General features: G+C 70.9%; 13 protein-coding genes. 10 read left to right on the top strand and 3 right to left on the bottom strand.

Annotation, left to right across the window (positions count from 1 at the left end; all coding sequences use genetic code 11):
* Positions 1-115 precede the first annotated feature (115 nt).
* The 4 genes from ACX80L_RS04270 to ACX80L_RS04255 are packed head-to-tail and all read left to right on the top strand — an operon-like array spanning position 116 to position 3069.
* Positions 116-856 (top strand): ANTAR domain-containing protein, encoded by a 741-nt coding sequence (locus ACX80L_RS04270; protein ID WP_459287885.1) that lies wholly within the window; start codon positions 116-118, stop codon positions 854-856.
* Entirely contained in the window at positions 853-1965 is a 1113-nt protein-coding gene (locus ACX80L_RS04265; protein ID WP_459287883.1) for an alanine racemase, read from the top strand. Before ACX80L_RS04270 ends, ACX80L_RS04265 begins: the two co-directional genes overlap by 4 nt.
* 50 nt (positions 1966-2015) lie before the next feature.
* Positions 2016-2138 (top strand): hypothetical protein, encoded by a 123-nt coding sequence (locus tag ACX80L_RS04260; RefSeq protein ID WP_459287881.1) that lies wholly within the window; start codon positions 2016-2018, stop codon positions 2136-2138.
* Between the two features lie 55 nt (positions 2139-2193).
* Positions 2194-3069, top strand: coding sequence for a TPM domain-containing protein (locus ACX80L_RS04255; protein ID WP_459287879.1), 876 nt, complete (start codon positions 2194-2196; stop codon positions 3067-3069).
* 8 nt (positions 3070-3077) lie between these two features.
* Here the strand turns inward: ACX80L_RS04255 and ACX80L_RS04250 are convergent, their stop codons facing one another.
* Complete coding sequence (locus ACX80L_RS04250) at positions 3078-4691, bottom strand: peptide chain release factor 3 (RefSeq protein WP_244186106.1); 1614 nt, start codon at positions 4689-4691, stop codon at positions 3078-3080.
* 128 nt (positions 4692-4819) lie between these two features.
* Between ACX80L_RS04250 and ACX80L_RS04245 the strand changes: the two genes are divergently transcribed.
* From ACX80L_RS04245 to ACX80L_RS04230, 4 genes are all read left to right on the top strand, one after another.
* Positions 4820-6079 (top strand): GAF domain-containing sensor histidine kinase, encoded by a 1260-nt coding sequence (locus ACX80L_RS04245; RefSeq protein ID WP_459287877.1) that lies wholly within the window; start codon positions 4820-4822, stop codon positions 6077-6079.
* 113 nt (positions 6080-6192) lie between these two features.
* Positions 6193-6783 (top strand): hypothetical protein, encoded by a 591-nt coding sequence (locus tag ACX80L_RS04240; protein ID WP_459287875.1) that lies wholly within the window; start codon positions 6193-6195, stop codon positions 6781-6783.
* A 187-nt stretch (positions 6784-6970) separates the two neighbouring features.
* Positions 6971-7996 carry an agmatine deiminase family protein gene (locus ACX80L_RS04235; RefSeq protein ID WP_459288089.1) on the top strand — a complete coding sequence of 342 codons (1026 nt, stop codon included), beginning with the start codon at positions 6971-6973 and terminating at the stop codon, positions 7994-7996.
* Positions 7996-9711: an amidase gene (locus tag ACX80L_RS04230; RefSeq protein ID WP_459288087.1), complete on the top strand. Its 1716-nt coding sequence runs from the start codon at positions 7996-7998 to the stop codon at positions 9709-9711. The genes ACX80L_RS04235 and ACX80L_RS04230 overlap by 1 nt, the downstream gene beginning before the upstream one ends.
* Positions 9712-9763: 52 nt before the next feature.
* Here the strand turns inward: ACX80L_RS04230 and ACX80L_RS04225 are convergent, their stop codons facing one another.
* Positions 9764-11347 carry an MFS transporter gene (locus tag ACX80L_RS04225; protein WP_459287873.1) on the bottom strand — a complete coding sequence of 528 codons (1584 nt, stop codon included), beginning with the start codon at positions 11345-11347 and terminating at the stop codon, positions 9764-9766.
* Positions 11348-11408: 61 nt separating this feature from the next.
* On the opposite strand from ACX80L_RS04225, the gene ACX80L_RS04220 reads away from it, so the two are divergent.
* On the top strand, positions 11409-11966 hold the full coding sequence (locus tag ACX80L_RS04220; protein WP_133081554.1) for a TetR family transcriptional regulator: 558 nt from the start codon (positions 11409-11411) through the stop codon (positions 11964-11966).
* 86 nt (positions 11967-12052) lie between these two features.
* The gene (gene mscL, locus ACX80L_RS04215; RefSeq protein WP_133081553.1) at positions 12053-12469 is read left to right on the top strand and encodes a large conductance mechanosensitive channel protein MscL; all 417 of its coding nucleotides are present in this window, start codon (positions 12053-12055) and stop codon (positions 12467-12469) included.
* A 126-nt stretch (positions 12470-12595) separates the two neighbouring features.
* Here the strand turns inward: mscL and ACX80L_RS04210 are convergent, their stop codons facing one another.
* Positions 12596-14083 (bottom strand): FAD-dependent oxidoreductase, encoded by a 1488-nt coding sequence (locus ACX80L_RS04210; protein WP_459287871.1) that lies wholly within the window; start codon positions 14081-14083, stop codon positions 12596-12598.
* Between the last annotated feature and the right edge of the window lie 63 nt (positions 14084-14146).

Here is a 14146-nt window from a genome sequence, read left to right as displayed (position 1 = left end):
CTGACGACCGGATGCGGAAGGTCGACGATTGTTTCCCGTGGGCCTGCCATGCGGGTAGCGTGGCGGACGATGGGCCGTGTACCGGCGGCCCGATGTGAGCAGAAGGTGGATCCCGGTGGCTGACGACCAGATACTCGGCGAAGTGTCCCTGCCGGGGATGCTGCAGGACATGGTGCTGGAGAGTTCCGACGTGAACGAGTTCCTCGACGGGCTGGCGAAGCTCGCTGCGGATGCGCTGTCCTCGGAGGGCAGCGAGGTGTTCTGCGGGGTCACCCTCCTCCGGCCGCGCGCCAAGGGAAACGTGGCGAGCAGCAGCGAGCAGGCGCGGTTGATGGACGAGGTCCAGTACCAGTTCGACGACGGCCCGTGCATCCGGGCCGCACGCGAGGGCCAGGTCTACGTGGTGCCGGACTTCCGCAGCGAGTCCCGCTTCGGGGAGTACACGAGGGCCATCGCCGACCATGGTGTCCGCTCGGCGATCGGCGTGCCGATCCCGCTCGACGGACTCGCCGCAGCCGGCCTGGACCTGTACTCGACCCGGGAGAACGCCTTCGACAAGGCCGCCATCGCCGCCGCCGTCGACCTCGCCCGGGAGGCCTCGAAATCCCTCCGCATGGCTGTCCGCGTCGCGCACCTCTCCGACACCGGTGACCAGCTCCGGGCCGCGATGAGTTCGCGCACCACGATCGACGTCGCGGCGGGCATCATCATGGGGCAGAACCGGTGCAGCCACGACACCGCGATGACCATCCTCAAGGCTGCGTCCAGCGGTCGGAACAAGAAACTCGCCGACGTCGCAGCAGCGGTGGTCACCTCGATCGGGCAGGAACTCCCAGAGACACACTTCGACTCGTGAACGGCAGGATCCCGCCGGCCACCGGCAGTGTCGCAACGCCCGCCGTCGTCGTCGATCTCGACGTCCTGGAACGGAACATCGCCGCCATGGCGACCTCCGCGCGGGAGCGGGGGATCGCGCTGCGCCCGCACGCCAAGACCCACAAGATCGCCGAGATCGCGCACCTGCAGGTCGCCGCGGGTGCCGTCGGCCTGACCGTCGCGACCATCGGCGAGGCCGAGGCCTTCGTCGCCCGCGGCATCGAGGACGTCTTCATCGCCTACCCCCTGTGGGTCGACGAGCGGGACGCCGGGCGCCTGCTCGCGCTGGCCGACCGCGCCCGCGTCCAGGTCGGCGTCGACTCGGCGGAGGGCGCCCTGCAGCTGGCCCGCAGCCTCGGGCCCGGTGCCGCCCGCATCGGCGTCCGCATCGAGCTGGACAGCGGACACCACCGCAGCGGAGTCCTGCCGGGGGAGGCCGTCGGGGTCGCCAGGGCCGCCGCATCCGCCGGACTGGAGGTCCGCGGCGTCTTCACCTTCCCGGGCCACAGCTACGGCCCCGGAGCAGCGGGTCCCGCGGTCGCCGACGAGCAGGCCGCCCTGTCCGCCGCCGCGGCGGCCCTTCTCGACGCAGGCTTCAGCGATCCCGCCGTCAGCGGCGGGTCCACGCCGTCGGCGCCCCTGTCCTCGGGCGACACCCTGACGGAACTGCGCCCCGGTGTGTACGTCTTCGGGGACGCGCAGCAGTGGGAGCTCGGCAACTGCCGGCCGACGGACATCGCGCTGAGCATCGAGAGTACGGTGGTGAGCCACCGGCGGGGCGCGGACGGAGGACCGGACCGCTTCATCCTGGATGCCGGCAGCAAGGTACTGGGCAGCGACCGCGCCGCCTGGGCCACCGGGCACGGCAGGCTGCTCGACCACCACGACGCGCGCATCGTGGCGTTGTCCGAGCACCACGCCACCGTCGAGTGGCCCACCGGCCGGGAGCTTCCACCGCTGGGCTCGCGGCTGCGGGTGGTCCCGAACCATGTCTGCATGACGATCAACCTCGTGGACGAGGTGCAGGTGGTGCGCGACGGCGCCGCACAGGGACGCTGGGCGGTCACGGCGCGGGGACGGAACAGCTAGGCGCTGCCCGGGCCCACTGTCCTTCCGGCCGGATCTCCGCCCGGCGCTTCGTGGAGCAGACGACGATCACGTACCACCTCGCCGGGCTGCTGCAGAAGACCGGCTCGCGCGACCGGCTGCACGCCGTGCTCCCGGGTATCCGGAACGGGTTGCTCTCCATGGGGTCGCGCTGACGGCAGGCCGGTCCATAATGGAGACATCGAAGGGCCACACCGTGGGGGAGTGCTGATGATTCCGGGAAGACGACGGCGGGCCGGCGCGGTGACCGCGGTGCTGGTGCTTCTGGTGACGGGGTGCGGTGGTAGCCGGCCGGCCGATGTCCCCGAACGCCCGGTCCAGGGCAACGTGCTGGACGCCGCCGAGATCCTCACGCCGGGCGAGGAGAAGGACCTCGACGCCCTCATCGATCGCCGGAACAGCACCACCGGTGCCGCGCGGGTCGCCGTCCTGACGGTCGACGGCGCCGGAGGGTCCATCGAGGACTACGCGCGCGCGGTGGCCACCGCCTGGCAGGTGGGCGACGAGGGCGCCGACAACGGCGTGCTCCTGGTCGCGGACACGGGTGAGCGGGAACTGCGCATCGAGACGGCCGACGGCGTGCGGGAGGCCTTCTCGGACGACGACGCCGAGGACGTCGTCGAGGACGTCCTCGAACCGGCCTTCGCCGATGAGGACTACGCCCGGGGGCTCACGGAGGCCGTGGACCAGGTGTACCTGTACGCGGAGGGTTCGGAACCGGAGGAGGAGCCCTTCGACTGGGTGCTGTTCGCCTGGGTGGGCGGGGGCATCGCCCTCCTGCTGTCAGCGGTCATCGGGTGGATCGTCGCGGACTCCCGCCGCCGTCGTCGACGCGCCGACGAGGAACTCCGGGCCGCCGAGGAATCGGACCCCGATCTCCGGCTCACCGAGGAGCAGCGCGACGCCTACCGGAAGTACCGGTACAGCACCCGTGGCAGTGACGCCGTGAGCAACCCGGCCCTCTGGCTGCCCCTCTACGTGGCGAACCCCGCGCTCTACTCCTGCGGCACCGCCGGCCACTCGTCGGGTTCCTCGATGAACGGCGGCGGCGGTTTCAGCGGCGGCGGAGCGTCCGGGAGCTACTGACCGACGCTCTACTGGTCGACGGCGGCACCGATGGGCTCGAGGACGACGTCGGGGAAGTCCTTCCTGAAGTGCCCCACCTTCCACTTGTCACCGAAGACGGCCACGATCTCGCCGTCGGACCGGAACATGATCTCACCGCCGCGGAAGGTCTGCGGCACGCCCTGGCTCTCGGGCGCCACGCGCATCGCGAGCGTGTAGGACAGGTGGTCCAGCGACGTCGGCGCATTGAACTCGGTGCCGAGCCGCTCGGCGGCGACCTCGAACTGCAGGGCACCGACGGCGGCCAGGACGGGCGCCTGATCGCCTCGGAGGTCCGAGCGCAGCACCTGCACCACACCCTCGTGCTCGAGCTGCTCGATGCCGCGGCGGAACTGCTTGTAGCGTCCCGGATCCTTGGCCCGGGCGACGGCGAAAAGTTCGGGGGAGAAGCGGGGGATGTCGGGGAACTGCACGGGCTGCTCGGCGAAGAGGCTGTCGCCCACGCGGAGGCTCGTGGCATTCACGAGGCCCACGACGTCGCCCGGCCACGCGGTGTCCACCACCTCGCGGCTGCGGCCGAGGACGCGGTGCGCGTACTTCGTGGCGAAGGGCTTGCCGGTCCGCTGGTTGGTGATGACCATGCCGCGCTCGAACGTGCCGGAACAGATGCGCAGGTAGGCGATGTGGTCGCGGTGCGCGCTGTCCTGGCCGGCCTGCACCTTGAAGACGAAACCGGACATGGGCGCGTCGATGGGCCGGGGCTCGTCCTCCTTGGAGGGACGCGGCGAGGGCGAGGGTGCTACATCCACGAGGATGTCGAGGAGCTGGGAGACGCCGAAGTTCTTGGCGGCCGCCGCGAACAGGACGGGCGTCTGCCGCGCGGCTTCGAACTCCTCGCGGTCGAAGGAGCCGTTCGAGGACTCGACCAGGCCGGACTCCTCGCGCGCGTCGACCCACGGACCCGCATCACGCGGGTCGAGGGTGTCGATGTCGACGTCGGTCTCCTCGGCAGCCTGGGCGCCCGCCTCGACGGCCTCGAGGGCGATGGCCCGCTGTGCCCGGAGGTCCAGCAGCCCCTGGAAATCGCCGGCGATCCCGGCCGGCCAGGTCAGCGGGACAGGCGTCATGCCGGTGCGCTCGCCGACGTCGTCGATCAGCCCGAGCGCGTCCAGGCCCGGCCGGTCCCACTTGTTGATGACGGTGATGATCGGGATGTTGCGGGCCTTGCAGACGGCCAGCAGCTTCACGGTCTGCGGCTCGAAGCCCTTCGCGGCGTCGATCAGCATCACGGCGGAGTCGACGGCGGCGAGCACGCGGTAGGTGTCCTCGGAGAAGTCGGCGTGGCCGGGGGTGTCCACGACGTTCAGGATGGTGTCGCGGTAGGTCAGCTGCAGCGCGGCCGAGCTGATCGAGATGCCGCGCTCCTGCTCGATGCCCATCCAGTCGGACACGGTCGCGTGGCGGCTCGACTTGCCGTGCGTGACACCGGCGTCCTGGATGGCCCGGGCGAGGAGTGCGAGGGCCTCCGTGAGGGTCGACTTGCCGGCGTCGGGGTGGGAGATGACGGCGAAGGTGCGACGGCGTCCGGCCTCGCGGCGGACGGCGTCGGCGTCGAGGACGGGGGATTCGGTTAACAGGGCCACATCCTTATTGTCCCCGATCCTGGTGAGCAGCCGGCCGGGGAGGCCGCGTGTTCGCTGTGCGCGTGGACGCCGGGGACTACCCTAGGAGGCAGATCATCGCGCGCTGCTACTGGGAGGACGTTCGCGACATGACCGATCAGGCATCCCTGCAGAAGGCTGACCGAGGCTCCGGGCACGCCGACCTGCTCTCGCGGTACGGGCTGGGCGTGGCCCTGGGCGAGGTGGCGCCCGCCGGTTCCCTGCCGCAGCCGGCCGCTGCCTCGAACGCCCCGGCCGCCCTGCAGAATCTCGTGGCGCTCGCCGTCCAGCTCTGCAACGCCCGGTACGGGGCCATCAACGTGATCACCGAGGACGAGTTCCACCAGATCGCCGCGCTGGGACTCGAGCCGCTCATGTGCGCGCGGGACGACTCGCTGTGCGGGCAGGTGCTCAAGTACGGTTCCACCGTCGTGGTGGAGGACTGCAGCGAGGACGTACGGTTCCGGGCGAACCCCTTCGTGGACGGTCGCTTCGGGGCCGTCCGGTTCTACGCCACCACGCCTCTCCTGACGACGGACGGCGTACCCCTCGGCACCCTCTGCATCTTCGACGAGGAGCCGGGCAACCTCACCGGACAGCAGGCGGCGGGACTCGAGACCCTGGCCGCCCAGGTGGTCGACGTCCTCGACCTCCAGCTGCGGACACGCCAGCTCGACGCGACGATCTCCGAGCTGCAGCGCAGCAACGAACTGCTCGGCGAATTCGCGGGCCGGATCAGTCACGACCTGCGTGGACCCCTGACCAACGTCGTCGGACTCGCGGAGCTCGCCGAGGACGAGCCCGACCTGCAGGAGGGCCCTGCGGGCACGTACTTCAAGCGGATCGGTGCGAGCGCCCTCCGCATGTCCTCCATGGTGGAGAACCTCCTCGGCTATTCGCGGGTCGGCGGGGCCGCGCATCCGGAGACCGTCTCCCTCGCGGCCGTGGTCCAGGCCGCCGTCGACGACCTGGGGCACCACGTGGACGGCGTGCGCATCCACACCGAGGACTTCTCGGCCAGCGCCGATCGGGAGCAGCTGCGCGTCCTCATCCAGAATCTGGTGGCCAACGCCGTCGCCTACGCGCGTCCCGGCATCCCACCGGAGGTACGCATCAGCGGTACCGCCACGCCCGGATCCTGGCGCCTGGAGGTGGCCGACAACGGGAAGGGCATCCCGCAGAAGGACTACGACCGCGTCCTCGAGCCGCTGGTGCGCCTCGACCGTGACGGGGATCCGTCCGGCACCGGGATCGGCCTCGCGACCTGCAGGCGGATAGCGCAGGCCCACGGCGGACGCCTCGCCTTCGCCCGGACCCCCGGCGGCGGCCTCACCGTACAGGTGGAGTTCGGCCCCGGTCCCGTCGGATAGGACCCCGCCGGGCTTCAAGCGGAAAGCCGACCCGCCAAAGTACTGGACCCACGCCCCGCAGGAGCCTATTTTCGACGTAAGGGACGTCGTCCGCGTCCCGTAGGTGGTAGGGCATGCTGGTCTTCAAGGTGGATGTCGAGGCAGCTGAGGACGGGTTCACGGTGACCTGCCCTGATGTCCCGGCGCTCCACCACCGCATCGCGTCGCTCTGGGAGGCCTGCGGCGTACGTCCCGTCCTCGCCGAACTGAACGGTGTCCCGGACGACCTCGTGTGGCTGCAGATCAGGGCACGGGCAGGAGCGGTGACCGTCGTCTCGGACGTGCATCCACTCCACTGGGTCGCGTTCCACTCGGTCGCCCGGCCGGCGCACCCGTCCTTCGACCGCGGGAGCATCGTGTTCGACCACGCCCTGACCGCCCTGCGGCACGAGGCCGATCAGGCCGAGCGGGAGTGCCGTGAGCATGCCAGGGTCAAGGTCATCGTCTCCTTCCTCGACGGCACCAAGGTCCAGGTCCCCCGGACCGGGGGCTACCCCCTGGCCGACGTCATCGACGGCACGCGGGCGACGGGCGACCTCAGCGGCTGGCTCAGGGAGCGACTGACCGGACAGGTGTCCCCCGTCTCGGACTGGCATGCCCCCGTCATCGGGTTGCAGGTCGGCGTCTTCGCGCCCGAGGCCGCGGACGCCCGCCGCTATCGGTGAAGCTTCTCCGGGTATCTCCGGCTTGTGCACCCTCGACCACGTCCTCTAGAGTTGCCGCAATAATGAACGCCATTCATTTTGTGGCGCAGGTCATTCGTCCGCACCCCGAAAGGAAGATCCCGTGGGCTCCTCCCCCTCCTCGACCGTCCCCCAGGAAGCCGGGACCCTTCCAGCGCCGGGTGCCACGATGCCCGCCGAATGGGAGCCCCACGCCCGGACGTGGATGGCGTTCCCGCCCGCCAACGACACCTTCGGGGAGCAGGGGAGCGCGAGCCTGGACCGGGCACGCAGGGCCTGGGTCCGCGTGGCGCAGACCATCGCCCGGTACGAGCCGGTCACCGTCCTTGCCGATCCGGCAGACCTGGACCGGGCGCGCGGCATGCTGGGAGAGGACATCACCGTCGAGGCGGTGCCCCTCGACGATGCGTGGCTGCGCGACTCCGGCCCCACCTTCGTCCGGGAGCCGGGCGGAGGAGTGGCGGCGGTCGACTGGGTGTTCAACGGGTGGGGAGCGCAGCACTGGGCCGCCTGGACCGAGGATGCGAAGGTCGCGGCGGCCGTCGCACGGCTCGCCGGGGTGGGCGCGACGACGAGTGACCTCGTCAACGAGGGCGGAGGATTCCACGTCGACGGGCGAGGCACCGTCCTGCTGACCGACACCGTCCAGCTCGACCCGGGCCGGAATCCGAGCGCGACCAAGGAGTCGGTGGAAGCCGAGTTCCACGCCCGCCTGGGCACCCGGCACGCCGTCTGGCTGCCCTGCGGGCTGACGCGGGACTACGACGAGTTCGGCACGCGGGGCCACGTGGACATCGTCGCCGCGTTCACGGCCGCCGGGACGCTGCTCCTCCACCGGCAGGACGACCCGCAGCACCCGGACCATGAGGTGACGCGCAGGCTGCGATCCGTCCTCGCCGCAGCCGTCGACGCCGACGGCGCCCCCCTGCGGATCGTCGACGTGCCCGCACCCACCGCGATCCGGGACGACGGGGAGTTCGTCGACTGGTCCTACATCAACCACTACGTCGCGAACGGCGTCGTCGTCCTCTGCGCCTTCGATGATCCCCGGGACGAGGTGGCGGCAGGCATCCTCGCCGAGGCCTACCCCGGGCGGACGATCGAACTGGTGGACGCCCGCGACATCTTCGCCTTCGGCGGCGGCATCCACTGCATCACGCAGCAGCAGCCGCGAGCACGAGGGGGCGAGCAGTGATGCCGATCGATGTCGTCGAAGCCACCATCCGGGACCTGCGCGAGGCCCTGGCCGCCGGCCGGACGACCAGCGAGGAGCTCGTCACCGAGTACCTGCGCCGGATCGAGGCCTACGACCGGGGCGGGATACGCCTCAATGCGCTCGTCGTCCTGAATCCGCACGCCCTCGAGGAGGCCCGGGCCTCGGACGAGCGGCGGGCACGCGGAACGGTGCGGGGGCCGCTGGACGGTGTCCCGTACACCGCGAAGGACAGCTACAAGGTGAAGGGCCTGACCGTCGCCGCCGGCTCTCCCGCCTTCGGCGACCTGGTCGCGCAGCAGGACGCCTTCACCATCGGCCGGTTGCGCGACGCCGGAGCCGTCCTCGTCGGCCTCACGAACATGCCGCCCATGGCCAACGGCGGCATGCAGCGCGGTCTCTACGGGCGGGCGGAGAGCCCCTACAGCGCCGGCTACCTCACTGCCGCGTTCGCCTCGGGGTCGTCCAACGGCTCCGGAACGGCGACCGCCGCGAGCTTCGCGGCCTTCGGGCTGGCGGAGGAGACCTGGTCCTCCGGACGGTCACCGGCCTCGAACAACGGCCTCTGCGCCTACACACCCTCCCGCGGCGTGATCTCCGTCCGGGGGAACTGGCCGCTCGTGCCGACCATGGACGTCGTCGTGCCGCACTCCCGCACCATGGCCGACCTCCTGGAGATCCTGGACGTCGTCGTCGCCGACGACGACGATGCACGCGGGGACTTCTGGCGCACCCAGCCGTGGATCGACATCCCCGCCGCGTCGGCCCTCCGGCCCGACTCGTACGTCTCCCTCGCTCCGCGCGACGCCGACGAGGCACGCGGGCACCTCGCCGGGAAGCGTTTCGGCGTGCCGCGCATGTACATCAACGGGGACCCCGAAGCCGGTACCGGCCCGTCCGCCGACATCGGAGGGCCCACGGGCCGGGCCATCCGCACCCGGGCCTCCGTCCTCGACCTGTGGGCGGCCGCCCGGGCGGACCTGGAGCGGGCCGGGGCGGACGTGGTCGAGGTGGACTTCCCCGTCGTCTCCAACTACGAGGGCGACCGTCCCGGTGCTCCCACGATCACGACTCGGGGGCTGGTGAGTTCCGAGTTCCTGCAGAGCGAGATCCTCGACCTGTCCGCGTGGGCCTGGCACGACTTCCTGCAGGCGAACGGCGACCCGGCCCTGGACTCCCTCGCCGACGTCGACGGTGCAACGATCTTCCCGCCGGACGGCGGGGCACTTCCGGACCGGTACAGCGGTTTCGACGACGACATCGCGGCATATCCCGAGTTCATCCGGCGGCACGGTGCGGTGAAGCTCGTGGACATCCCGCACCTCGAGGAGGGTCTCCGGGGCCTCGAGGAGACACGCCGCGTGGACCTCGACGAGTGGATGGCCGGTCTCGGGCTGGACGCCGTCGTCTTCCCGGCGGCAGCGGACGTCGGACCATCCGACAGCGATACGCATCCGGCATCGGCGGACATCGCCTGGCGGAACGGCGTCTGGGTGTCGAACGGCAACCTCGTGCCCCGGCACCTCGGCATACCGACGGTCACCGTGCCGATGGGGGTGGCGCAGGACCTCGGGATGCCCGTGGGGCTGACCTTCGCCGGCCCCGCCTACAGCGACACGGAACTGCTGCGCCTCGCGGCCGCCTTCGAGGCCACGGGGTCGCGACGCTCGGCCCCGCCGCGGACCCCGCCGCTGTAGGGGCGGGGTGGCTCGCGGCGGCGCCGGAAGCACCAGCGCCGCCGCCGTCGTCCTACGGGCGGGGCTCGACCGCCGCGGCCCTGGCCTCGCCGCGCAGGCTCCACGCCGCGAGGACCGATGCCCCGACCATGAGCAGGGCAGCGATCCCGGAGGTCACCGTGACGCCGCTGTCGAAAGCGGAGAAGGCCGAGTCCCGGAGCAGGGACGCGCTAGTGGGGCCGAGCTGCGTCGCCACCTCGACGGCGCCGCCGAGGGTCTCGGTGGACGTGTTCGCCTGCGCCGAGCTGAGGCCCGCAGGGAGCCGCAGGTTCTGCTGGTAGGACGCGAGCAGGATGCTGCCGAGCACGGCCGTGCCGAGGACCGAGCCCACCTCGTAGGCGGTCTCCGAGACGGCGGACGCCGCACCCGCCTTCGCGGCGGGCACCGAGGACAGGATGAGGTCGTTCGAGACCGTCTCCGACGCGCCCACGCCGATGCCGAGGATGACGAAGGCGATCATCAGGAACCCTGCCGATCCGCCCTCACCCAGCAGGGCGATCATCGCGTAGGCGGCCGCCGAGAAGAGCAGTGCCACCGGGACGACGGCGTGCGGGGGCAGCCTGCGGGCGAGCGGCACGACGGCGAGGCCGGCGATGATCGTCACCACGAGGCCCGGCAGCAGGACGAGCCCGGCATCGAGGGGGCTGTACCCGAGGACCAGCTGCAGGTGCTGCGAGACGAAGAACAGGAAGCCGACGAGCGAGAAGATCGCGAGCAGGTTGACCAGGACGGCCCCGGTGAAGGCGCGGACCCTGAACAGGCGGACGTCGAGCATGGGATCGCGACCCCGCAGCTGGCGCACCACGAACGCCGTGCCGGCAGCGAGGCCGATGAACGCCGCCGTCACCGAGACGAGCAGCGGTCCGCCCTTCGCGAGGTTCTTGATGGCGTAGACGACCGGCAGCATGGTCGCGATGGACAGGACGATGCCGGCGTAGTCCACGCGGCCCGGGGTGGCGTCCCTGGATTCGGGCACCACGGCCGGGGTCAGCGCGAGCATGAGCACGAGCACGGGCACGGCGAGGAGGAACACGGAGCCCCACCAGAAGTGCTCGAGCAGGGCGCCGCCGAGCAGCGGGCCGAGGGCCGCGCCGGCCGAGAAGCCGGCGGCCCAGACGGCGATGGCGACGCGCCGCTGGTTGCGATCCGCGAAGATGTTGCGGATCAGCGAGAGCGTCGAGGGCATGAGCATGGCACCGAAGACGCCGAGGCCCACGCGTGCCGCGACGAGGAATCCGGCGGTCGGTGCGAAGGCGGCCACGACGGAGAACAGGGCGAAGCCGGCCGCTCCGATCATGAGCAGGCGGCGCCGGCCGAAGCGGTCGCCGAAGCTGCCCATCGCCACGAGCAGTCCCGCCAGGACGAGGGGGTAGCTGTCGACGATCCAGAGGAGCGTCGTGCCGCTCGTCGCGAAGTGGCGGGAGATCTCGGGCAGCGCGAAGCTCAGCACGGTGTTGTCGACCGAGACCAGCAGCACCGGCAGCATCAGCACGGCAAGGGCGAACCATTCGCGGCGGCCGGCAAGGGATACGGGGGAGGAAGGAACGGCACGCGGGTTCACCTCGGACACACGTGCGGAGGGGGAGGGTGTTGTCATCCCTCTAAGCTATACCGTCCAGCCGGTACAGTTCAACAAAAGTGACCGGTATCATCGTGGGGTGTCAACTTCCCGCGAGCGCATCCTCGACAGCTTCGAGAACGCGCTGATCCGTGACGGCGAACGAGCCGCCACCATGGAGGCGGTCGCCGCCGCCGCCGACGTCTCCAAGGGCGGCCTCCTGTACCACTTCCCCTCCAAGGAAGCCTTGGTGGAGGGCCTTGCCGACCGGCTCCGCGGCCTCGCCGACCGGGACCGGGAGTCCATGGCCTCGGCCCCGGACGGAGCGGCACGCTACTACGTCAGGACCTCCGTCTTCGAGGACAGCGCCCTGGACCGCGCCCTCGTCTCGATGGCCCGCCTCGCGCAGCAGGGCCATCCGACGGCGAAGGCCTCGCTCGCCGAGATCCAGGAGCGATGGCTGGACGCCCTCGAGGCGCAGCTCGGTGACCGCACGACGGCGCGCGCCGTCAAACTGCTCGGCGACGGGCTCTACTACGATGCCGCATTCTTCGCCTCGGCGGGCTCCGGGCGGACGAGTCCCGAGGAGATCGCCGAACTGCTCGACGTCGTCGACCTGATCGTCTCGGGACGCGGAGCCGGCGCCTCCCAGGAGTAGGCATGATGCCGGGTGGTCCCGGACGCCTTACTAGAGTGGGCCGCACAGCCACATCCGACAGAACCACCGACCAGAGGGACGATCACGTGATCAAGGGTTTCAGGGACTTCATCCTGCGCGGGAACGTCATCGAACTGGCGATCGCGGTGGTGATCGGCAGTGCCTTCACCGCGCTCGTCGGCGCGTTCACGGCGAACATCATCCAGCCGGTCATCGCGTCCGCGGGCGGGGTCGACGTCGGCCTCGGCTTCCGGATCCGCCCGGGGAACGACGCCACCTTCGTCGACATCGGAGCCGTCATCACGGCCGCGGTCACCTTCCTCATCACCGCAGCCGTGGTCTACTTCCTCTTCGTGATGCCGATGAACCGGGCGACCGCCCGCCTGCGCGCGCTCGCAGCACCCGAGGAACCCGCGGAGGAGCCCCTGCCCGTCGACACGGCGCTGCTCACAGAGATGCGCGACCTCCTCAAGGAGTTGGCCGCCCGGGACGTCCGGCACTGACGGCGCAGGTAGACGGCGACGCAGCGCGGCGACGGACCTGTGCGCCGTTGCCGGCGCCGCCCGGGGCTGATGCGACCGGGCGTGCCGGAAGTGAGGCTTCCCGGGACTTCGCGGCAGGACTGGTCCCTAGCGCCGGGTGTCCGCGAGGTCCGACGTCGACGGTCCTTCGAGCAGCTTCCCGTCGGCCGTGAAGCGGGACCCGTGCAGTGGGCAGTCCCAGGACCGTTCCGCGTCGTTCCAGTTGAGGATCCCGCGCAGGTGCGGGCACACGGCCGAGACGCGGTGCTGCACGCCGTCGACCGTGCAGATGCCGATGGGGCGCGCGCCCTCCCGGACGACGCGGCCCTCGCCCTCGCCAGGAGCCGTCTCCCCGGTCTTAGCGAGACCGGACAGCCAGCCCGTCACCATGTCCATGCCGACCACGGCATTCGCCTGCACGGTCTGGAGCGCGTCGGACGGGCTGACCTTCGTCCGGTACAGGGTCTCGGCCCAGGGCATGTTGCCGCCCAGGATCTCGCCGGACAGGGCCATGGATGCCGCGACGGCGTTGGTCATGCCCCACTTGTTGTAGCCCGTCGCCGCGTAGATGTGCCCGCCGCCGGCGGGCACCTTGCCGACGTACGGGACGGCGGCGGCAGGGGTGTAGTCCTGGGCGGACCAGGCGTAGGCGGGCCGTGCCGTCGGGAAGTACTCCTGAGCCCAGCGCGTGAGGTCGTCCACCTTGGCCTGCGTGTTCGAGCTGTGGCCCACCTTGTGGCCGTTGCCGCCGACGATCAGGTACTTCGTGCCGTCCACGGTGGCGGTCCGCAGGGAGCGGGTGGGCGAATCGGCGCTGAGGAACATGTCCTCCGGGACGTCGTCGTCCACTGTCAGCGCCACGCAGTAGGAACGCATCGGCTGCAGGACGGCGAAGTAGCCGCCGCGGTCGAGGATGGGGATGCCGGTGGCGAGGACCACGTTCGACGCCGTCACGGCGCCCGCGCTGGTCTTCAGTTCGACACCATCGGCGCCCGTCTTCGCGACTCCTTCGACACGGACGCCCTCGATCAGCGCACCACCGTGCCGCCGGAACTCCGACGCCAGCCCCGCCAGGACCTCCAGTGGGTGGAACTGCGCCTGGTCCTTCAGCCGCAGCGTCCTCCGCACGGGGAAGGGGAGGGTGGCCGCGGTGCCCAGCTCGGTAGCGAGCCCTGACTCGGTGCACGCCTCGTGCTCGGAGGCCAGCTTCCGTGCTCCGGTATCGGTGGTCGCGTAGTTCACGGCGTCCCGCGTCTCGTAGTCGATGCCGTGATCATCGCAGAACCGCAGCAGCCAGCTCTGGCCCTCACGGTTCCCGACGACATAGGCGCGTGCCAGCTCGGCGTCGTGGTGCTTCAGGATCGTCGACAGACTGGTGCCCTGCAGGAGCGAGAGCTTCGCCGTGGTGTTCCCCGTGGTCACTGCCCCTGCCGTCCTGGACTCGAGGATCGCCACCCGGTGACCCGCACGCGCCAGGAGGAGCGCCGTCGTCATGCCCGTCAATCCGGCTCCCACCACCACCGAGTCGAAGGAGGCGCCGTCCGGCAGGGTGTCGGAGGGGATGTGCGGCGCGGTGTCGAGCCAGAGTGATCTCATGGTGGTCCCTTCGAATCGATGTCCCCCACGCAACCACTAAGCATACTTACAGTCAAGCATCGC

The sequence above is a fragment of the Arthrobacter sp. MDT1-48-3 genome, from assembly GCF_054511015.1.
The sequence above is the reverse complement of the archived record's forward strand: the minus strand, read 5'-3'. Positions and strand labels throughout refer to the sequence as shown.